The sequence below is a fragment of the Psychromonas sp. CD1 genome, from assembly GCF_002239585.1.
GTDB lineage: Bacteria > Pseudomonadota > Gammaproteobacteria > Enterobacterales > Psychromonadaceae > Psychromonas.
The window spans coordinates 104,692-124,940 of sequence record NZ_NDFH01000002.1; the positions used below are offsets into that span (position 1 = coordinate 104,692).

Annotated in this window: 19 protein-coding genes; 14 read left to right on the forward strand and 5 right to left on the reverse strand. The window is 36.4% G+C overall.

Translation table 11 applies throughout. The features are described from left to right. The first annotated feature begins 164 nt into the window (after window positions 1–164). Window positions 165–1,616: a dihydrolipoyl dehydrogenase gene (locus B8W84_RS00715; protein WP_094751423.1), complete on the forward strand. Its 1,452-nt coding sequence runs from the start codon at window positions 165–167 to the stop codon at window positions 1,614–1,616. Between the two features lie 63 nt (window positions 1,617–1,679). On the opposite strand, the gene ubiA is transcribed toward B8W84_RS00715, so the two are convergent. Further along, the gene (gene ubiA / locus B8W84_RS00720) at window positions 1,680–2,546 is read right to left on the reverse strand and encodes a 4-hydroxybenzoate octaprenyltransferase (protein ID WP_094751424.1); all 867 of its coding nucleotides are present in this window, start codon (window positions 2,544–2,546) and stop codon (window positions 1,680–1,682) included. Continuing rightward, window positions 2,543–3,097, reverse strand: a complete 555-nt coding sequence (locus tag B8W84_RS00725; RefSeq protein WP_094751425.1) for a chorismate--pyruvate lyase family protein — start codon at window positions 3,095–3,097, stop codon at window positions 2,543–2,545. Before B8W84_RS00725 ends, ubiA begins: the two co-directional genes overlap by 4 nt. A gap of 97 nt (window positions 3,098–3,194) precedes the next feature. Between B8W84_RS00725 and B8W84_RS00730 the strand changes: the two genes are divergently transcribed. From B8W84_RS00730 to rplS, 5 genes are all read left to right on the forward strand, one after another. Next, complete coding sequence (locus B8W84_RS00730) at window positions 3,195–3,596, forward strand: flagellar basal body-associated FliL family protein (protein WP_094751426.1); 402 nt, start codon at window positions 3,195–3,197, stop codon at window positions 3,594–3,596. Between the two features lie 185 nt (window positions 3,597–3,781). Further along, window positions 3,782–4,033, forward strand: a complete 252-nt coding sequence (gene rpsP, locus B8W84_RS00735) for a 30S ribosomal protein S16 (protein ID WP_094751427.1) — start codon at window positions 3,782–3,784, stop codon at window positions 4,031–4,033. A 25-nt stretch (window positions 4,034–4,058) separates the two neighbouring features. Beyond that, window positions 4,059–4,586 carry a ribosome maturation factor RimM gene (rimM, locus tag B8W84_RS00740; RefSeq protein WP_094751428.1) on the forward strand — a complete coding sequence of 176 codons (528 nt, stop codon included), beginning with the start codon at window positions 4,059–4,061 and terminating at the stop codon, window positions 4,584–4,586. An 18-nt stretch (window positions 4,587–4,604) separates the two neighbouring features. Next, entirely contained in the window at window positions 4,605–5,354 is a 750-nt protein-coding gene (trmD, locus tag B8W84_RS00745; protein ID WP_094751429.1) for a tRNA (guanosine(37)-N1)-methyltransferase TrmD, read from the forward strand. A 41-nt stretch (window positions 5,355–5,395) separates the two neighbouring features. Then, window positions 5,396–5,752, forward strand: a complete 357-nt coding sequence (gene rplS, locus B8W84_RS00750; protein WP_094751430.1) for a 50S ribosomal protein L19 — start codon at window positions 5,396–5,398, stop codon at window positions 5,750–5,752. Between the two features lie 621 nt (window positions 5,753–6,373). Here the strand turns inward: rplS and B8W84_RS00755 are convergent. Next, window positions 6,374–8,314 (reverse strand): ATP-binding protein, encoded by a 1,941-nt coding sequence (locus tag B8W84_RS00755; RefSeq protein WP_094751431.1) that lies wholly within the window; start codon window positions 8,312–8,314, stop codon window positions 6,374–6,376. Between the two features lie 242 nt (window positions 8,315–8,556). Between B8W84_RS00755 and hldE the strand changes: the two genes are divergently transcribed. After that, window positions 8,557–9,993 carry a bifunctional D-glycero-beta-D-manno-heptose-7-phosphate kinase/D-glycero-beta-D-manno-heptose 1-phosphate adenylyltransferase HldE gene (gene hldE / locus B8W84_RS00760; RefSeq protein WP_094751432.1) on the forward strand — a complete coding sequence of 479 codons (1,437 nt, stop codon included), beginning with the start codon at window positions 8,557–8,559 and terminating at the stop codon, window positions 9,991–9,993. A 108-nt stretch (window positions 9,994–10,101) separates the two neighbouring features. Here hldE and B8W84_RS00765 read toward each other — a convergent pair whose 3' ends face one another. Beyond that, the gene (locus B8W84_RS00765; protein WP_094751433.1) at window positions 10,102–11,430 is read right to left on the reverse strand and encodes a TolC family outer membrane protein; all 1,329 of its coding nucleotides are present in this window, start codon (window positions 11,428–11,430) and stop codon (window positions 10,102–10,104) included. Between the two features lie 91 nt (window positions 11,431–11,521). Here B8W84_RS00765 and nudF point away from each other — a divergent pair, with 91 nt between their 5' ends. The 7 genes from nudF to tadA all read left to right on the forward strand — a co-directional run bounded on the left by nudF (window position 11,522) and on the right by tadA (window position 17,959). Next, entirely contained in the window at window positions 11,522–12,163 is a 642-nt protein-coding gene (nudF, locus tag B8W84_RS00770) for an ADP-ribose diphosphatase (RefSeq protein WP_094751434.1), read from the forward strand. Between the two features lie 274 nt (window positions 12,164–12,437). After that, window positions 12,438–13,265 carry a 3',5'-cyclic-AMP phosphodiesterase gene (cpdA, locus tag B8W84_RS00775; protein WP_094751435.1) on the forward strand — a complete coding sequence of 276 codons (828 nt, stop codon included), beginning with the start codon at window positions 12,438–12,440 and terminating at the stop codon, window positions 13,263–13,265. Beyond that, complete coding sequence (locus B8W84_RS00780; protein ID WP_094751436.1) at window positions 13,265–13,840, forward strand: YqiA/YcfP family alpha/beta fold hydrolase; 576 nt, start codon at window positions 13,265–13,267, stop codon at window positions 13,838–13,840. Before cpdA ends, B8W84_RS00780 begins: the two co-directional genes overlap by 1 nt. A 348-nt stretch (window positions 13,841–14,188) precedes the next feature. Continuing rightward, window positions 14,189–16,078 (forward strand): DNA topoisomerase IV subunit B, encoded by a 1,890-nt coding sequence (parE, locus tag B8W84_RS00785; protein WP_094751437.1) that lies wholly within the window; start codon window positions 14,189–14,191, stop codon window positions 16,076–16,078. Window positions 16,079–16,125: 47 nt separating this feature from the next. Continuing rightward, window positions 16,126–16,554, forward strand: a complete 429-nt coding sequence (gene ndk, locus B8W84_RS00790) for a nucleoside-diphosphate kinase (protein ID WP_094751438.1) — start codon at window positions 16,126–16,128, stop codon at window positions 16,552–16,554. A 14-nt stretch (window positions 16,555–16,568) separates the two neighbouring features. Beyond that, window positions 16,569–17,441: a prepilin peptidase gene (locus B8W84_RS00795; RefSeq protein WP_094751439.1), complete on the forward strand. Its 873-nt coding sequence runs from the start codon at window positions 16,569–16,571 to the stop codon at window positions 17,439–17,441. After that, window positions 17,441–17,959: a tRNA adenosine(34) deaminase TadA gene (tadA, locus tag B8W84_RS00800; RefSeq protein ID WP_257797874.1), complete on the forward strand. Its 519-nt coding sequence runs from the start codon at window positions 17,441–17,443 to the stop codon at window positions 17,957–17,959. The genes B8W84_RS00795 and tadA overlap by 1 nt, the downstream gene beginning before the upstream one ends. A 19-nt stretch (window positions 17,960–17,978) precedes the next feature. On the opposite strand, the gene mltF is transcribed toward tadA, so the two are convergent. Then, on the reverse strand, window positions 17,979–20,009 hold the full coding sequence (mltF, locus tag B8W84_RS00805; RefSeq protein ID WP_094751441.1) for a membrane-bound lytic murein transglycosylase MltF: 2,031 nt from the start codon (window positions 20,007–20,009) through the stop codon (window positions 17,979–17,981). Window positions 20,010–20,249: the final 240 nt, after the last annotated feature.

The following is a 20,249-nucleotide window of genomic DNA, read 5'->3' on the forward strand; positions in this document are numbered from 1 at the left end:
ATCTATCTCCTATAAAAAGTTTACAGCTGTTATTTTTCACTTGAAAATAATGCGCAGATTTAAACTTTGTCTTTCCCTATTGATAAATATCTTTGCTCAGCGCGGCTCATCAACTCTATTTATAGAGTTTATTTGGCGTATACAACAAAGTAATTGGAGTTGTAATGAAAAAAATTGAAGTGAAAATTGTAATTATCGGTGGTGGTACTGCAGGGCTTGCCGCTTATCGTGCCGCGAAAGAAAAGACTGATTCAGTGTTACTTATTGAAGGCGCTCAATTTGGAACAACATGTGCACGTGTCGGTTGTATGCCAAGTAAATTATTGATAGCTGCGGCTGACGCTGCGCATCAAATACAGCATAGTGAGCCATTTGGTATTTTTGTCGAAGGTAATGTGCGTATTGATGGCAAAAAAGTGATGCAACGCATTCGTCATGAGCGGGATCGTTTTGTGGGTTTTGTTTTAGATGCGGTAGCGGGTATCGACAGCAAAGATAAATTATTTGGTAAAGCGGTTTTTATTAATAAACACCAATTACAAATCGGCAATCATAGCATTGTTAATGCAGAGCGTATTGTAATAGCAACGGGATCGAGGCCAAGTTATCCCGATATTTGGAATGCATTAGGTGATAAATTAATTATTAATGACGATCTGTTTAATTGGACTGATTTGCCTACGTCGATTGCTATTTTTGGGCCTGGTGTCATAGGTCTTGAACTTGGTCAATCGTTACATCGCTTAGGAGTTAAAGTTTTTATGTTTGGAATGGGGGGGCAAGTTGGACCCTTTACCGATGTTGATGTGATGGAGTATGCTCGGAAAACATTTATGGATGAGTTTTTCTTAGATGCTGATGCGACGATAAAAGAGATGCTACGCAAAGATGATGGTGTGCAAATCACTTATCTTGATAAAAAAGGAAAAGAACAAGTTATCCTTGTTGATCAAGTTCTAGCGGCAACCGGACGGCGCCCTAATGTGGATAAGTTAGGGTTAGACAACATTAAAATCGAACTTGACTCACGTGGTGTGCCACTTGCGGACCCGTTTACGATGCAAACATCTATTCCCTCGATTTTTATTGCCGGTGATGCTAGTAATCAAATGCCTCTTTTACATGAAGCTGCAGATCAAGGGAAAATTGCGGGTAATAATGCGGCGCTTTATCCTCATATTCGTGTAGGTTTACGTCGTAGTGCAATTGCTGCGGTATTTACTGATCCACAATTGGCGATGATTGGTTTAAGTCGCAAGCAAGTGATTGCTAAATTAGGTGCGTGCTCTTGTTTTGAAACGGGTGTTGTATCCTTTGAAGATCAAGGACGTAGCCGAGTGATGTTGAAAAACAAAGGCTTATTACACATTTATGCAGAGCAGGGCACTGGGCGACTGTTAGGTGCGGAGATGATAGGGCCACAAGTCGAACATTTAGCACATTTACTCGCATGGGCACATCAAAATAGAATGACAATATCGCAAATGCTAGAGATGCCTTTTTATCACCCGGTGATAGAAGAAGGTGTACGTACTGCGCTACGCGATCTTAATGCAAAATTAAAATTAGGCTCTGCAATGATTAATCAATGTATGGAGTGTGGGCCTGGCTGCTAAATAAATTCTGTATGATTATTGGGCTGATACTAAGGCCTAATAATCGATACGGATGCGTAGAACTCATAAGTAAGTTAAAAAAAGAGCAATAAAAATAACGGCTCCAATTTTATTGTTATTTAAAAAGGCTTGAAAATAGGCATCTTTCTCATTTTTTCTCATATCCCAATGCTGTTTAATAAATAACCCTAGTACAAAACATAAGCTAATAAAATAAATAAGAGTCAAGTTCTCAAAAAAACCTAAAAGCAGTAAAAGAGCGCAACTAATAAGTTGTAAAATCGCGACAATAACTCGCTCATAGGGTGCAAATAAAATAGCACTGGATTTCACACCTATTTTAAGGTCATCTTCTTTGTCGACCATTGCATATAGCGTGTCATAAGCGATGGTCCAAATGATATTGATGATAAATAATAGCCAAACAACAGTATCTAATCGGCCTGTTTGCGCAGCATATGCCATGGGAATTGACCAGCTAAAAGCAAGACCTAAAAAAAGCTGAGGTAAAGGTGTAAAGCGTTTGCTAAAGGGGTAGAAGAAAGCAAGTAATAAACCAATGAAAGACAGTTTTATCGTTAATGTATTTTGAGTTAGCACGAGAAAAAGAGAGACGGAGGACAGTATAAAAAACAGAATTAAAGCTTCTTTTGCTGATACCCTGCCTGAGGGTAGGGGGCGATTTTTGGTGCGAGCTACCGAGCCATCTATATTTCTATCTGCAAAGTCATTAATAACACATCCCGTACTGCGCATGAGGAACACGCCACAACTAAAAACGAATAACACACTGATGTCAGGGACACCTTTGGCTGCAATCCATAAGGCCCAAAGTGTAGGCCAGAGTAATAACAACGATCCAATGGGTTTGTTTAACCGCATAAGTTCAAAATAAGCTTTGCATTTTTCTTTTCTAGGTAAAAGTATCATCTATAAATTCCCGATGCAGGCAGAAATAATTCGCTGACTAATAAAGGATTATTGTTGAGATAGAACAAAGAACGTCTTGCCCATAATGAATCGTTATTAGATTGATTTATTTGTTTTAAAAGTTGATGTGCAGAAGAATGCTCTTTAAATTCGAAAAACTCAAAGGTATCACGAGTCATATTTGCGTGATTAAATAATATTTTACCTAAGGGTTGGTTATCAATATAAGCTAAAATTGTTGAATGCGCATTTAAAGTTGAAATTGGGATCTCGGTTTGTGCAAAGATGACCGCTTTATGATCTACATATAAAAAAACGTTACGTACTAACACTTTTATTTCATTGTTAAAATAGCCAGATAAAAATGTGCTAGGCTTTATTAATTCTTGGGATTTAACACGAACCTCAAAAGTTTTCGCTAAGGATTCTAGCTTTAAGGTTAAAGAATCTGGATCGGATAACCAAGCGCGAATTTTGGGTGAGCAATTTAATTTTTTTTGCTCTGTGAACCACGCGATAGAAGAGTTAAATATTCCTAAAGTATCAGCCATGAGCGCCTTGAATACAGTAATATAATAATTTATTACTATAGCACCTCATTACGCTCAAATATTCTTTTTCTACATTTGTCACAGAGGAAATAATATAGTGAAAAAAATTCTACTTTGTTTATTTTGTTTTTCTCTTTTTAGCCCATTTATTTTGGCCCATAAAGATATCGTGCAGAATGATTATCAGTACTTTTTACTTGAACCCGATATTATTACTAATTATATAAAAACGGGAAAACGCATTGGTTTTGTACGTATTTCAGTTGAGTTAATGGTGAATTCTAAAATTGACTATGCACTTTTAAAGCAGCACGAACCACTTATCAGAGATAAGATTATTACTATTTTTGGGGAGCAAAGTGAAACGGATATTAAGTCAAGCGCTGAGCGAGAAAGGATCCGAGCTCAATGTTTAGAAGATGTTAATTCATTATTGTTTGCGGAAACAGGTAGAAAACCGATAAAAGAATTAATCTTTACTAAATATTTGTATCAATAGTCATATTTGTGGTTGTAAGGATAATATAAGAATATTTTTAGCGTTATCTTGTCGATTGTTTAAGCATGATTGTGATTTTGATTGTTATTTTGCCTAAAAAGAGTATGATTTTGCGGCTTTCTACAAAAGCAGGCGGTCAGAGATTTCTGGCCAAAGATGTTTAATAATTTAATATAGAGGACGATATGGTAACAATTCGTTTAGCTCGTGGTGGCGCAAAAAAACGCCCATTCTACCAAGTGGTAGTAACTGATAGCCGTAATGCACGTGACGGTCGTTTTATCGAAAAAGTAGGGTTCTTTAACCCAACTGCACAAGGTAAAGCAGAAAAATTACGTTTAGATACAGATCGCATTAACCATTGGCTTGGCCTTGGTGCACAATTAAGTGATCGCGTATCTAAATTATTGAAAGACAACGCAAAAGCGGTAGCTTAATTGCGAATTGGTGAGGAGAATTTAAGTGAGTAACGTAGCAGAGCCAATTGTGATTGGAAAATTTGGTGCCGTTCATGGTATTAAAGGCTGGTTAAAAATTCACTCCTACACCGATGATGCTGAAAGTATTTTTCAATACAAGCCATTGTTGATGAAGTATAACGGTGTGATGCAGGAAGTTAATATAACGGCTTGGAAAGCACATAGTGGTACATTTGTTGCAAAAATAAAAAGTTTTGATGTACGTGAAGAGTCACAAGCCCTTGTTGGTGTTGAACTTCTTGTGAATGTCACTGAACTTCCTGAATTGGAAGATGATTTTTATTGGCGAGATTTGATTGGCTGTCAAGTTGAAACTGACAAAGGTTATCATTTGGGTGTTGTCACCGATATGATGGAAACAGGCTCTAAAGATGTGCTTGTTGTTAAAGCCAATGCAAATGATGCTTTCGGACAAAAACAACGGTTAATTCCGTTTATTAAAGAGCAGGTAGTATTAGATGTTAATATTACAGGCAAACTAATTATAGTTAATTGGGAACCTGATTTCTGACACCTTAGGAGAATTGCAATGTGGATTGGGGTTATTAGCCTCTTCCCGGATATGTTTCGGGCCATTAGCGAAAATGGGGTGACAGGTCGAGCGGTAAAAAATAATCTGCTTTCTATCCAATGTTGGAATCCTCGAGATTTTACTTTGGATAAACATAGAACGGTCGATGATCGTCCTTATGGTGGTGGTCCGGGTATGTTGATGATGGTGCAACCTTTGCGGGATGCTATCAACGCAGCAAAACAAACGGCCAAAGAAGCAGGGCATGAGGCAAAGGTGATTTACCTTTCACCTCAAGGTCGATGTTTAGACCATCGTGGTGCACAATTTTTAGCATCAAAGCATATGGCTTTGATTCTAGTTGCTGGGCGTTATGAGGGAATAGATGAGCGTATAATCGAAAGCTTAATCGATGAAGAATGGTCGGTTGGTGATTATGTGTTAAGTGGTGGGGAGCTACCAGCCATGATTTTAATTGATGCTTTAGCACGTTTTGTGCCGGGTGTCTTAGGTCATGTGCTATCAGCAGAGCAAGACTCCTTTGCGGAAGGATTGCTTGACTGCCCTCATTATACGCGCCCAGAAGTGTTAGATGGAAAAACAGTGCCAAGTGTTTTATTAAGTGGTGATCATGAAAAAATTCGTCTATGGCGATTAAAAAAATCATTACAACGCACGTTACAAAGAAGACCCGATTTATTAAACAACCTAGCTCTGACTGACGAGCAAGCAACACTGCTTGCTGCTCTGCAAAGTGACTCCAACTAAGTAGCGATGTTATTGGCTAACTAGGTAATAAAGGTATTAAAATGAGCAATATTTTACAAGCAATTGAAAACGAACAGTTACGTACTGACATTCCTGTGTTCGCACAAGGCGACACAGTGATTGTACGTGTTCGCGTTAAAGAAGGTGAAAAAGAGCGTCTTCAAGCATTTGAAGGCGTTGTTATCGCTAAGCGTAACCGTGGTTTACATTCTTCTTTCACCGTTCGTAAAATCTCGAATGGAGAAGGTGTTGAGCGTGTATTCCAAACACATAGCCCACTTGTAGGAAGCGTTGAAGTTAAACGTCGTGGTGTGGTTCGCCAAGCTAAACTTTACTATTTACGTGAACTTACTGGTAAAGCTGCTCGAATCAAAGAAAAATTGGGTAAGAAAAAATAATTTATTCTTACTGCAATATAAAAAACTCGCTTCGGCGAGTTTTTTTTATTATCCATTTGTTGTTTTTATGTAGATCGCATTATTTTAATAAAATATCGTGAATGTACTTTCTGTCAGCTTCAAATAAGAATATACGTATTTACCTCATATTCTCTTTTATTTCATTTCTACTCATATATGCTCTTATAGTATTTCATGTTGGTTATTAGTTTTTAAACCGTGTGTTTTCTAAAAACAATATTAAACCACCCTAAACATTTGTGACTAAGACGCTATTTATTACACCTCACAGGACGAAGAATAAGTTCTCAATATATTTGGTGAAACCTTATCACGTATGCTCCATACGTGAATTATCGTCAATTAAACTCATTGTGTATGTCTTGCGGTGTTCTTTGGTATTGGATATTAAGACGACTTTGTAATCACTTGATTCGATAAAAGAAAACAAGTATATATTGAGTGGGTCAACGTAAATTAAAAAATGAGTGGAGATTAGCGGTAGAATTTATAAAATAGTGGTCACTATGTTATTTTTTATGCCCGCTATGAGGGTATGCAAAAGTTATGATAGTTCAGTCACTCGGCAATTTAAACGGAAGAGAGTGCGGCTGTAAATTTTTAAATATCTGCACTTAGAAAAGTACAACGCGCACTTTTTATCTTTGTGTTTGATATGGGCAGAGTCACGATAAAGCGCGTGAACTCACCTAAACTCGATTCAACTTCAATATGACCATTATGACTGGTGACGATTTGAGAGCAGATATTAAGACCAATTCCTAATCCAAAATGACCTTTACGTTTTGTTGTATAATTGAGCTCAAATATCTTTTCTGCATGTATTTCATCGAGTCCTGGACCATCGTCCTCAATGATAACTTGTATGCACGGCTCTATTTGATGTGGGCAATATTTTGTTGTAATTGTTAGCTTTCCTTTCCCATCCGTTGCATCAATGGCATTCGCGATAATATTTGTCCATACTTGTTCTAATTCAATGGGGTAGCATTCAATGTTGGGTAATATTTGGTACTCTTTAATTACTTTATAGTTTTTTAATTTATTTTCAAAAATAATTAAGGTTTCTTCGAGTCCATCATGGATATTGGTTGCTTTACAAGTGGGATTATCTTGTCCTGCGTAATGTTTTAAGCTTTTCACGAGATCGGCAATACGTGTCGCACACACTTTATTATTACGTAAAATACAACCTACTTGATAAAATTTATCTAAGATAATAATACTTTTCTCTAAATCTCGTCCGCATTCGAGAGGAATATAGGTTTCATCTAAATGCATACTTACCAGTTTTTTGGCTAAATTTTTGTTTTTTATTTTTTCTTTAAGAGTTTTTGTTCGGCGACGTAATTCGGAAGTAGAGAGGGGGATAAGAGTTAGTCCCTGTTGTAATGTTGCAAAGGACAACTTTGAAAATGCATTATCTTTTTGGGTGCTGAATAATACAGAAATTAATGCAGACAGGCTATCAGAGCCTCTTAAAATAGCACTAATAGGATTATTTAATTCATGTGCAACACCTGCTACTAATTGACCTAACACTGCCATTTTTTCACTTTGAATGAGCTGTTTATGTGCGGCATCGAGAGATTCAACACTTTCTTGTAGTGCGAGCTCCGCGCTAATACTATGTTGCAGGCGCCTATTAAAATGGCGAAGTAATAGATTGGTAAAAGGCGCGAGCAAAGAGACATTTGATTGTAATATATGATAGAAAATATTATGGCTTACTTTGAGAACTTCTGTTTCAACAACGGTGACACCAGTACTAAAACAGTTGTCGCCACTGATAAAAGACATTCCCCCGACCATTGAGCCTTTATTCATAGTAATAATGTCTTTGCTTTTACCCAATGAATTCCGTTTTCTTAATATTACTTTTCCTTTACTTATAAACCATAAAAAATTGTTTTTTTCACCTTCTTTCGTGAGGAAATGGTTGGCTGCGTAGGTTCGGATCACCTGATTTTGATCGTTATCTTTGAATATTTTGTATAATGATTGAATAACTAGTGTAGATAACTCGTTATCACTATAGAGCGAATAATCGAGAAAACGATCTTGAAAAGTGGATAAATTAGTCGATGTGCTCTTTTGTATATTGAGTATATTTTTCTTTATTTTTTCTAAAGGAATATGCGTATCCGGAGTGGATTTTTCTACCTTCAGTTTATATAAATAAAACTGTGTTGCAATCAATGTTTTTAATATAGATCGTTTATATGGCAAGGTAAAAAAATAATCTATTTGTTGTTCATTAATCAAAGAGATTAGATTGTTGCAACAGGGATTTTTGGTGTAAACTATTTTACGAATTGAAGGATCTTTAATTAAGCTAAAAAAACTATTAGCATCACCATCACTTAAATTTTGCGCACAAAGAATAATTACAATCGGACGCTTTGCAATCAATAATTTCCCTAATGCTTCCTTTTTTGTTTTCGCGCTTATTAGATGTAAAACGACTGTAGAAGAGAGCAAATCTTGTTGTATCTGCGTTTGTTGCTGTTTATCGCTATCGACACAAAGGATAGTTAGCATTTCTTCTCCAGTGATTTTTATTTGATTTGATGTTCTTTGATTTTCTTTGTTTTGTGTATCTTAGTCAATAGTCGCAATGGGTAATTCGTAAAAATGTGATAACCTTGGCGTTTATACATAAATATAGGCATATTTATGTATCGTTTGTGCGTTCCTCTATGATATGTATTCAGGGATTATTTTTACTAAGTAAAAGCGCCGATGTATACGGGAATATAAACTCATTTAAAGTAAGAGAAAACATGAAAATTACATTACCAGAATATGAAAAAGCTCAAGTGTTAGTGGTTGGCGATGTCATGTTAGATCGTTATTGGCAGGGCTCTACCGTGAGGATTTCACCCGAAGCCCCTGTACCTGTAGTTAAAGTTGAAAAAATAGAAGAGCGTCCGGGTGGCGCTGCCAATGTTGCATTAAATGTAGCAGCGTTAGGCTCTAAAGTTACACTCATTGGTTTAGTTGGTGAGGATGAGGCTGCGATAGTGTTAAAAAATGGATTAGAATCGGTACATGTTATTACTGATTTTGTAACATTAGCGCAGTTTCCTACCATTACAAAATTACGTGTACTCAGTCGTAATCAGCAATTATTACGTTTAGATTTTGAAGAAGGCTTTCACGATGTAGATAGCGCCCCATTGCTTAAAAAAATGCAACAGGGGCTCACGGCAAATGTTGGTGTCGTTATTTTATCGGATTATAATAAAGGCTCTTTAGCAGACGTTCAAAAAATGATCAAGCTTGCTAGGAAATATGCAGTACCTGTATTGGTTGATCCCAAAGGTAGCGACTTTGAAAAATACCGAGGTGCGACATTATTAACGCCTAATTTATCTGAATTTGAAGCGGTGGTTGGGGCGTGTAAGAACGCGCAAGAAATTGTTGATAAAGCTCGATGCTTAATTGACAAATTGGATATTGACGCTTTATTAGTAACGCGCAGTGAAAATGGAATGACATTAATTCGTAAAGGAAAAGATCCTTTTCATTTAGTGACACAAGCACAAGAAGTATTTGATGTTACGGGTGCTGGAGATACAGTGATTTCTGTTTTAGCCACCTCATTGGCGGCCGGAAGTTCTTTTGAGCATGCTTGTACGTTAGCGAATGCGGCAGCTGGCGTCGTCGTGGGTAAAATGGGTACTTCTACGGTTAATACTATTGAATTAGCCAATGCCGTTTATAGTCAACAAGAGATAGGTTTTGGTGTCCTTAATGAAGAGCAATTAACTTTAGCGGTTAAACTTGCACAACATAGAGGAGAAAAAGTTATCATGACAAACGGTTGTTTTGATATTTTACATGCAGGTCATGTCTCTTATCTTAATAGTGCTCGTGAGCAAGGACAGCGTTTAATTGTTGCGGTTAATAGTGATGCATCGGTGCGCGTACTAAAAGGTACTGGCCGACCTGTAAACTCAGTCGATCGTCGGATGGCTGTTCTAGCGGGATTGGGGGCGGTAGATTGGGTGATTGAATTTAGTGAAAAAACACCACAGCGTTTGATTGCACATTTATTACCGGATATGTTAGTCAAAGGCGGAGATTATAAAATTGAAGAGATTGCAGGTGGTGCAGAAGTGATTGCTAATGGCGGTACGGTGCGTGTTTTACAATTTGAAGACGGTTGCTCTACTTCACAGATAATTGATAGTATTCGTAATAATATGCATGACTAGATATTTTTTGATTTTAGAGTAAAAAAGGAAGCTATTGCTTCCTTTTTTATACAGAATAAAAAGAGCTATTGCTTCCTTTTTTTATACAGAATAAAAAGAGACTAGTCATTATGTATTTGGTGTAGTACTTGCAATTAAGCCTGAAGATATATCTTTTATGTCTTGTATTGACAGGGTGCCTGCTGAATTTTTTAGTTGTAATTGACTTAAAATATAATCATAACGAGCATTAGCAAGTAAGTCCTCAGATTCGAATAGTTTACGTGTGGCGTCGAGTACATCTACAATGGTGCGCGTACCTACCTCAAAACCGGCTTTCGTGGCTTCCAAAGCGCTCTTTGAAGATATAACCGTTTGCTCATAAGCTAGAATAGAACTAATAGAAGCACGAACATTATTATAACCACTTTTTATCGAAGCATTAATACTGCGATATGATTGAACTAAATCCTCACTGGCCATCACATAGGTATATTTAGCTTGTTTTACTAATGAACTGGTTTTTCCTCCCGTGTATATTGGCAAGTTGAATTCAAGCCCAACACTGACATTACTCATCTCAATATCAGACCTTGTCGCCACATTGTCGTAGCTTGTATTGTTGTATCCGATACTTGCACTTAAATCAAGAGTCGGTTGATGGCCTGTTTGTGCTAATTTTATTTGCATTTGTGCAAGATCTTTAACAATACGTTTTTCATGTAAAAGGAGATTATTTTCCAATGCTTTATGTTGCCAAAGCTGAATCTTACCTTCTACGGGAGAAGCTGAAAATGTTAGCGTATTGAGTAAGTCAATTTTGTTGATCTCTGCACCGGTTAATTCACGTAACGCATAAAATGAATTCATTAATTTATTTTTTGCTTTGATAAGATCTGCATTTGTTCTGTCATATTCAGCTTGTGCTTCATGTACATCTGTAATTGCAATGAGACCGACATCAAAACGTTGTTTTGTTTGCTCTAATTGGCGAGCAACCGCGAGTTTATTAGCGGAGACAGATATAACGCTTTGGTTTGCGCGTAGCACATCAAAGTATATCGAACTAGTACGCAAGATGAGATTTTGTTGTGCATAACCATAAATTGCAGCGTATTGTGTGGCTTGTAGTTCTGCTAGATCAAGCTCTTTCCAATATGAACTGTTATAAATGGATTGGCTAAGAGATAAGTTTGCACCATATTGGGTATTTGAGTTGATATCATCTTTATCTTTAGTTTGTGCCGCATTTAAACCAAAGCCTATTTGTGGTAAAAGAGCCGCATTTGAAGTACTTACTTTTTCAAGGTACATATCATATTGAGCTTTGCTTTTTTGAATAACAGGATCTTGTAGCTGTGCGGTTTCATAAATGTTCAGTAAATTATCGGCACTAACGATAGAATTAAAGCTTGTTAATGCAATAAATGTTGCAAGCGTTAATTGTTTAATTTTCATGGTATACAATCCTACTGTATAAGCTAATCAAGAAAGATGAATCAGCTTAGAATAAATAAATTTAAACTAGAATTTAGGAGATTAGCAGAAAATGAACGAACATTCATTTATTAGTTGCAATGATTTTAGCGGTTATACAAAAGCTGATGTTAAAATTATAAAAAAAGAGTCGTTATATAAAGGTTTCTTTCAATGTAACAAATACACTTTGCAGCATAAATTATTCTCTGGCGATTGGAGTGCTGTCATTGAGCGAGAATTTTTTGAACGCGGTAATGCAGCTGCCGTATTAGCCTATGACTTTGAAAAAGACTGTGTCATTTTAATTGAACAATTTCGTTTTGGCGCATTAGGAGGGAAACAATCGCCTTGGTTACTTGAATTGGTAGCTGGAATGATTGACGAGGGGGAGTCGGCGCATGATGTTGTGCACCGAGAAGCTTTTGAAGAAGCGGGGCTGAGACTCCTCTCTTGTCAATTTATCATGAATTATTTAGTCAGCCCGGGTGGTTCGACAGAGCAAGTTGCATTATTTATTGCTAATGTTGAAAGTCAGGGCGTTGAAGGGGTTTATGGGTTAACTGAAGAGTCCGAAGATATTCGAGTGCATGTTATCCCTCGAAAAGTCGCGTATCAATGGGTTGTTGAAGGTAAAATTAATAATGCAATGACGGTAATAGCTTTGCAATGGTTAGAATTGAATAAAAAACTTTTCAAAGTCCAATTAGATTAACATTTTCAATGTTTAGTTTTTTATTATTGTTGTGTAGATGTTAATGTTGACGATATCTAAGTTGTTTTTTAGAAAAAGCGTGATATTGGGATGTGTACGCATAAGATATAAAATAAAGATCCACGGCTTGAGTAAGGTACAAATCTCATCGTTGTTCTTTTTTATTATTCAGGGAACTTTTCATGTCGATCATGTGACAAATAAGAATAACCAAAACGTTTTTTTAATATCGAATAAGCGAATTTTGATCATAACGGGTATAAAATAAGTATATATGTATAAAATAAGCGCACCTCTGCAGACTGATAAACAAGGTAATGTATCGGTATTACAAATTACTGATACACATCTATTTTCTGATACAGAGCATCAGCTTCTGGGTATAAAAACAGCAAAAAGTTTTAGTGCCGTTGTGGAACTTGCCAGTAAGGATGCACCTTTTTGTCAAGCAATACTCGCAACGGGAGACTTAACGCAAGATCATTCTGCACAATCTTATGTAACATTTAGTCGCGAAATTAAAAAGTTAAACTTACCGTGTTATTGGCTCCCGGGTAATCACGATATGCAGTCAGTGATGTTGCCAAGTCTTTTAGAAGAAGGTTTTGCTCAGATTAAATTATTGTGCAGTAAATACTGGAACATTATCTTATTAGATTCGCAACTTAAAAATAGGGCACATGGAAGGTTAAATATTCAACAATTAGATTTTTTACAAAGTATATTAGCGAATGAGCCAGATAAATATACGCTTATTTGTGTACATCATCATGTATTACCAGTAGGTAGTATTTGGCTTGATCAGCATATTCTAAAAAACAATCAAGACTTTTTAGACATTATACAACCTTTTAAAAACGTGCAAGCAGTCTTGTCTGGACATGTGCATCAAGCAAAAGAAATAGATTTTAAGGGTGTCACTTTTTACACCTCACCATCCACATGTGTACAGTTTAAACCGGATAGTAAAGATTTTACTTTAGATTGTACGGCGCCAGGATATCGATACTTATCGTTACGTAAAAATGGCACGATCACAACACGAGTCGAACGCGTCAATAGAGGTATTTTTAATGTAGATATATCCTCTAAGGGTTATTAATGCGTAAAATATTAATTGCCTTGCATGGTTTTCATAGTTCCCCCAAGTCTTTGAAAGTGCAACAAATGCAGGCATATATCCATCAAAATCATGCTGATATTGTATTTGTTTGCCCACAACTTCCCTGTTTACCCCAGCAAGTTTGGCATTTGTTATGTGCACTGATAACGCAATATAAAAATGCACAGATAGGACTAATGGGAAGCTCCTTGGGTGGTTATTTTGCAATGAAACTCGCACATGAGTATGCATTAAAAACGATTTTGATTAATCCTGTTGTGAAGAATAATATCTTTCATGCGCACATGGGACAACAACGCCACCCCTGCACAGGGGAAGCATATAATATTGATAAGCATTATATACATCAGCTAAAAGCATTAGAGGTAAAAATGCTGAGTATGCCGAAAAATATTTGGCTATTACAACAAGAAGGAGATGAAGTACTGGATCACCGTTATGCAAAAGTGAAATATTCTTCTTGTAAAACTACATCAGAAAAAGGTGGTGATCATAGTTTTATTGGTTTTGAGCGTTTTATTCCAGATATTGTTGAGTTTCTTTTTCCACGTTAATCTCGTAATCGTTATTGTGTATAGGTATAAGCACTCTCTTTCAATATGCAAAATTGCAGGCTTGTGTGGTTGAAATTTGCCCCCTCATTTTTTGTTTTGGTGGCATAAATATCAACCGATAGTCAGAAATATTATCAGTGTTTAGGTATCTCTGTATATAAGTGCAGGTATCCGTCCTTTAAACCACTTTTATTTATATATTTTTAGACAATAAAAAGCATTTAAACCTTTTTCTTTTTTACTAACAGTCTTAATAAAACGCATTGAGTTTCTGTTTTCTTAGATGTGCATGCTTTATTCCTGATATAATTGTATTTCTTTTATTTTTTCTTTTAAGTAGGTATCACAATGAGCGAACAGTATAATTCCGATTCCATTGAAGTCTTAAATGGCCTTGATCCTGTACGCCATCGTCCAGGAATGTATACGGAAACTAATCGCCCTAACCACCTTGCTCAAGAAGTGATCGATAACAGTGTTGATGAAGCACTTGCAGGCCATGCGACATCTATTCATGTTACTTTATATGAAGATCAGTCCATTGAGGTGACAGATGATGGTCGAGGTATGCCGATTGATATTCATGCGGAAGAAAAAATATCTGGTGTTGAGCTTATCTTTTGTAAATTGCATGCTGGCGGTAAATTTTCAGGGAAAAATTATGCAATTTCAGGAGGTTTACATGGCGTGGGCATTTCGGTTGTCAATGCTCTATCGGCTCGAGTTGATGTCCATATTCGCCGAAATTCAAAAGTTTATCATATTGCATTTGAACATGGAGAAAAAGTAGAAGAGTTAGCAGTGGTCGATAGTTGTGGTAAGCGTAATACGGGAACCAGTGTTCATTTTAGGCCGGATCCAAGATACTTTGATAGTGCTAAATTTTCGGTGTCGCGTTTATTGCATTTGTTAAAAGCGAAAGCGGTATTATGTCCCGGTTTAAGTGTTAAGTTTAAGGATAAGGTAAATAAAAACAATTACCATTGGTGTTATAAAGATGGTTTAAATGATTATTTGCTAGAAGCGGTTAATGAAAATGAGCTTTTACCCGCTACTCCATTTGTTGGTAAATTATTGGCAAATGGTGAGAGTGTTGATTGGGCAATTGTGTGGTTACCCGAAGGTGGTAACTCATTATCGGAAAGTTATGTGAATCTTATTCCGACAATTCAAGGTGGCACGCATGTTAATGGTTTTAGGCAAGGTCTACTTGATGCGATGCGCGAATTTTGTGATATTCGCAATTTATTACCACGGGGTATTAAATTAACCCCTGAGGACATTTGGGATAAATGTGCCTATATATTAAGTGTTAAAATTAAAGATCCTCAATTTGCAGGACAAATGAAAGAGCGTTTATCGTCTCGACAGTGCGTTGCTTTTATCTCTGGTGTAGTTAAAGATGCATTTAGTTTATGGTTGAATGCCAATGTCGGTGAAGCAGAAGAATTAGCGATATTTTGTATCAATAATGCCCAAATTAGAACTCGTAAAAGTAAAAAAGTTGCTAGAAAAAGAATAACACAAGGCCCGGCTTTACCTGGGAAATTAACGGATTGCTCAGGGCAAGAGCCAGAGCGAGGTGAGTTGTTCTTAGTCGAAGGTGATTCGGCGGGAGGCTCAGCTAAACAGGCAAGAGATAGAGAGTTTCAAGCTATTTTACCGTTGCGCGGAAAAATAAAAAACACATGGGAAGATGATTCTGATGTTATTTTGAATTCAGAAGAAATTTACAATATTTCCATCGCTATCGGTATTGCTCCTGCCTCTGACGATCTTTCAGGGTTACGTTATGGGAAAATTTGTATTCTAGCCGATGCCGATTCGGATGGTTTACATATTGCGACACTTATTTGTGCTTTATTTGTTAAGCATTTTCGAGCGGTAGTGGATGCGGGACATTTTTATGTGGCAATGCCTCCCTTATATCGTATCGATGCAGGAAAAGAAATCTTCTATGCGTTAGATGAAGCCGAAAAAGAATCGATTTTAGAGCGTATTTCGAAAAAAAATAAGCGCAGTAAAGTCAACGTCCAAAGATTTAAAGGGCTGGGTGAAATGAACCCAGATCAATTACGTGAAACAACGATGGATCCTAACACGCGTCGTTTAGTGCAATTGACTATAACAGATGCTGATAAAATGTTAGAGATAATGGATATGCTGCTTGCTAAAAAACGTGCGACCGATAGAAAAGCGTGGTTGGAGAAAAGTGGCGATATGCTTTCTGTCGATTAATTATTTGTTTTATCTTGTATTATCATACCGCTAAGAGGCTTAATATTATGTCGTTACAAAGAACGTTATCTATTATAAAACCGGATGCTGTTTCTAACATGTTGCTTGGAAAAATCATTGCGCGGTTTGAAAATGCACAATTAATACCGGTTGCAATAAAAATGTTACATTTAACAAAAGAGCAAGCTGAAGGTTTTTATGCCGAACATCAAGGAAAAGATTTTTTTGAAAATTTAGTTGAATTTATGATCTCTGGCCCTATTCTTGTTTTAGTCTTACAAGGTGAAAATGCAATTGAGCATTATCGTCATGAAATAGGCAATACTGATCCTGTGAATGCATTAGCTGGAACTATTCGAGCTGATTTTGCAGAATCAAAGAGTTGTAATGCGGTGCATGGATCAGATAGTCTTGAGTCAGCATCGAGAGAGATTGCATACTTTTTTAATGATAATGAAATCTGCCCCCCTCGTTAATTAGTGGAATAAAAATGAGTGATATTATCCTTTTGATGGGTCAAATACCGATGTTGCTATACATCATGGTGACTTGCTTGGGGTTACTGATAGGATCTTTATTAAATGTCGTGATATACCGTTTGCCCGTGATGATGGAGCGCGCATGGAAAGTCGAGTGTGCTGAATATTTTCCAGAGACTAACGTAATACTAGACAAAGGTACGTTTAATCTTTTTTTACCTCGGTCGCACTGCCCTAAATGTGCGCATGTTATTGGTGCGTTGGAAAATATTCCTATTATTAGTTGGTTACTGCAACAAGGGCGTTGTAAGCACTGTACTTGTAAAATTAGTGTGCGCTATCCGAGTGTAGAGTTATTAACGGCTTTAATGTCTTTAGCTGTTGCCTATATTATTCCTTTTGGTTGGCCGTTATTATTTGCTTTGTTTTTCACTTGGATTTTGATTTGTCTGTCTTATATCGATTTTGATACGATGCTGTTACCCGATCAATTAACATTACCGTTACTTTGGTTTGGCTTACTGATTAATTTATCTCACAGTTTCACGTCGATTAATGATGCAGTGCTGGGGGCTGTTTTTGGCTATTTAAGTTTATGGTCGGTGTATTGGTTATTTAAACTTGCCACCGGAAAGGAAGGCATGGGTTATGGTGACTTTAAATTGCTCGGTGCCTTAGGAGCTTGGTTTGGTTGGCAATCTCTACCTGTAATTATTTTACTTTCTTCTTTTTCTGGGATAATAATAGGTATTGCATTATTGCTCTTATCTAAAGATAAAAAGAGCGTAGCCTTTCCTTTTGGACCGTATTTAGCCATAGCCGGATGGATTTATTTACTTTATGGGCCTCTGTTAACTCAATTTTATTATGCGTTGTTATTATAGTGGATATTTTATTAAAAGATGAAAAGTGGATGCGCCATGCACTATTATTGGCTGAAAAAGCAGAAATACTCGGAGAGGTTCCGGTTGGGGCTGTATTGATAAAGGACGATGAAATCATCGCTGAAGGTTGGAATTTATCTATTTTAACGCATGATGCATGTGCACATGCTGAAGTGATGGCGATACGTGATGGCGGTCAAAGGTTACAGAATTATCGCCTTATCGATTGTACACTTTACGTAACATTAGAGCCTTGTCCAATGTGCGCTGGCGCATTGATACATGCGCGTATTAAACGACTTGTTTATGGCGCATCTGATTTAAAAACGGGTGCCGCTGGGTCGGTTTTTAACCTGCTAGATGAAGAAAAACTAAATCATCAAGTCGTTGTGACGTCGGGTATTCTTAGTGAACAATGTTCGACTAAAATCAGCCTTTTTTTTAAGCGTCGCCGTAAAGAAAAAAAAGCCTTAAAAAAATTAGCCTCTAATATCGACCCTGTCCTAAAATCTGTGTAATTACCTATCATTAACTTAATCATATTAAGGATAGGTAATTATGAAAAGAGAAGAGATCTATTAGCTCTTTGCTTTCTTTATTTTTTTTGTTGTGGCGTGTCTGTTTCTCTTGCTGCAAAGTTTTGTTTTTTATCTGACGCAGTGAGTCTTCTGCTTGTTGTATCTCTTGTAAACGTTTACTTTGTGCTGCGGAGGCTAAGTCTTTGCGCAGTTGGTAGCCCTTTTGTTCTGCGATGGCTTTTTTATGTGCCTGTTGAGTCTCTACTGCTAGTTTCATTATTTTATTTTGTTGTGCCTTTAAAGATGCAATTTCTACATTCACTTTATCGGTTTCTTTTTGTAAAAGTTGTGCTTTTAACTGTGCTTTTTCACTCGCTTGTTGTTGTTCTGCTACCTTTTGTTTTTGTAATATCAGTGTCTTTTGTAGTTCTTTATCAATTTTATTAAGTAATTCTTGCACTTTTAGTGTTTTATCACTGGCTAATAAAGTACGTTTTTTGGATTTTATTAATGTGGTGTTATTCTTGTTTGTGTTATAAATTGCTATTTGTAATGCCAATCTACGTTCATCAAGGCGTGTCTGTGCTTGTTTTTCGGTGCGATCAGCTAAAGGCAATGCGAGCAGTTCTTTTTTGATTTTATTTTCTTGTCTTTGTTTGTTTTCTTGTAGTTGTTTTAGGCGCAAGGCTTCTTTTTTTTGTTCTTTAACAAACCAATTTAATGTTTTTAAATATTGACGAATATTATTAACATAATGTTGTGCTTCTTTGCCTCGGGCATAACCATATCGTGTTTTTGAATACCATTTTTTTTGATGTAATAAGGGTAAGTTTTTTTTGACATCTGCCCAAGAATTCGGATCTTGATTTCGTATTTTGGTGAGACGTCGAGCATCTATTAAATGTCCATAACCAAGATTATAGCTGGCCAGAGCAAACCAGATTTTTTCATTATCGGCAATACTATCGGGTAATCGATTAATGAGTTGTTGTAAATATTTAGCCCCTCCTTTAATGCTTTGTCGTGCATCTAAACGGTTTTTTATACCAAGGTCATTAGCGGTATCGAGAGTGAGCATCATCATACCTCGCACTCCTGTTGGAGACTTGGCTAAAGGAGACCAATGCGATTCTTGGTAACTGACGGCGGCAAGTAATCTCCAACTCACGTCATCTGTTTGAAACTCTTTAAATATAATTTCATATTTAGGTAACCGTGTTTTAAGACGTTGTAAATAGATACGTGTATCAACAAAATCAAAATTATTGACGTGTCCAAAGTATTTTTCTTGTAATTTATTAATGTTTTTATTGTTATACTGTTCACCGATAAATTCAATCATTAAGGCATATAAACTATCATCGTCATTACGTTTAATGAGCCAGACAATGGGATCATCTTTTGAGATGGTAAACGCTTCGGCAAGGATGGGATAATAGCGCTGTTTTTGTGCTAATGTAGAGCCGTCTACAATGGCAAAAGAGAGTTCTTTATCCGCGATTTTACGTAGTAGACTTTCTTCATCTTCATTATCTAAAATATCAATAATAAGATCTGGAGCGGTATTTAATAATTTTTCTAACGTTTCTTCATGGCTACTTTGACTAAGAACTCCAATAGGAGCGTTAATATCTGCAACTTTTCGAGGACGATAGCTACCTTTTCGGTAAACAACTTTTTGTGAATTATAGTAATAAGGCGGGGAACTGTGATATTTTTCAGCACGTTCAGGCGTTAATGCAAGTCCCGATGCAATGAAGTCCACTTTGTTATTGTCTAATGCTAAAAAAAGCATTTTTAAATTAGCATATTCTTTGACGTGTAAAGACACATTAAGTTTATCTGCAAATAGCTTGCTTAACTCATAATCAAAGCCACTGTATTGCTCGCCATCAAAGCTATAAGTTAGGGAACTGTTGATAGTTCCAATAATTAACTCACCATTACTTTGGATATCTTGTATTTTTGTGCTGGCAGTAAAAGGATGGCATGCACTGAGCAATAAAGCAGTAAATAATATGATAATATCGTGCATTTTTCGAAAGTGCATAAAAAAGATTACCTAGAAGTTAATAAAGTCGTTATATTCATTGTTTTTATGTTATTCAACAAAAATTAACATCGACTATAGAGTGTTTCTGTTTAATAAAAAATGCTTTTTGCTTATAATGTCGCTTGTATCAAAGAAGCAATTATTTTTATCTGTTTTTGTAAATAACTGAGATATCTATTTGCAGGGCAATAATTGTGTAATTTGCATCACCCAAGATCATTTACTTATTTAAAAATG

Excerpts from the sequence above, each read along its gene's own strand:
- B8W84_RS00795 (WP_094751439.1), top strand. The coding sequence starts at position 16,569 with ATGAGTGATATTATCCTTTTGATGGGTCAAATACCGATGTTGCTATAC.
- ndk (WP_094751438.1), top strand. The coding sequence starts at position 16,126 with ATGTCGTTACAAAGAACGTTATCTATTATAAAACCGGATGCTGTTTCT.
- B8W84_RS00725 (WP_094751425.1), bottom strand. The coding sequence starts at position 3,097 with ATGGCTGATACTTTAGGAATATTTAACTCTTCTATCGCGTGGTTCACA.
- nudF (WP_094751434.1), top strand. The coding sequence starts at position 11,522 with ATGAACGAACATTCATTTATTAGTTGCAATGATTTTAGCGGTTATACA.
- rpsP (WP_094751427.1), top strand. The coding sequence starts at position 3,782 with ATGGTAACAATTCGTTTAGCTCGTGGTGGCGCAAAAAAACGCCCATTC.
- mltF (WP_094751441.1), bottom strand. The coding sequence starts at position 20,009 with ATGCACTTTCGAAAAATGCACGATATTATCATATTATTTACTGCTTTA.
- hldE (WP_094751432.1), top strand. The coding sequence starts at position 8,557 with ATGAAAATTACATTACCAGAATATGAAAAAGCTCAAGTGTTAGTGGTT.
- B8W84_RS00765 (WP_094751433.1), bottom strand. The coding sequence starts at position 11,430 with ATGAAAATTAAACAATTAACGCTTGCAACATTTATTGCATTAACAAGC.
- B8W84_RS00780 (WP_094751436.1), top strand. The coding sequence starts at position 13,265 with ATGCGTAAAATATTAATTGCCTTGCATGGTTTTCATAGTTCCCCCAAG.
- parE (WP_094751437.1), top strand. The coding sequence starts at position 14,189 with ATGAGCGAACAGTATAATTCCGATTCCATTGAAGTCTTAAATGGCCTT.
- ubiA (WP_094751424.1), bottom strand. The coding sequence starts at position 2,546 with ATGATACTTTTACCTAGAAAAGAAAAATGCAAAGCTTATTTTGAACTT.
- trmD (WP_094751429.1), top strand. The coding sequence starts at position 4,605 with ATGTGGATTGGGGTTATTAGCCTCTTCCCGGATATGTTTCGGGCCATT.
- B8W84_RS00715 (WP_094751423.1), top strand. The coding sequence starts at position 165 with ATGAAAAAAATTGAAGTGAAAATTGTAATTATCGGTGGTGGTACTGCA.
- rplS (WP_094751430.1), top strand. The coding sequence starts at position 5,396 with ATGAGCAATATTTTACAAGCAATTGAAAACGAACAGTTACGTACTGAC.
- cpdA (WP_094751435.1), top strand. The coding sequence starts at position 12,438 with ATGTATAAAATAAGCGCACCTCTGCAGACTGATAAACAAGGTAATGTA.
- B8W84_RS00755 (WP_094751431.1), bottom strand. The coding sequence starts at position 8,314 with ATGCTAACTATCCTTTGTGTCGATAGCGATAAACAGCAACAAACGCAG.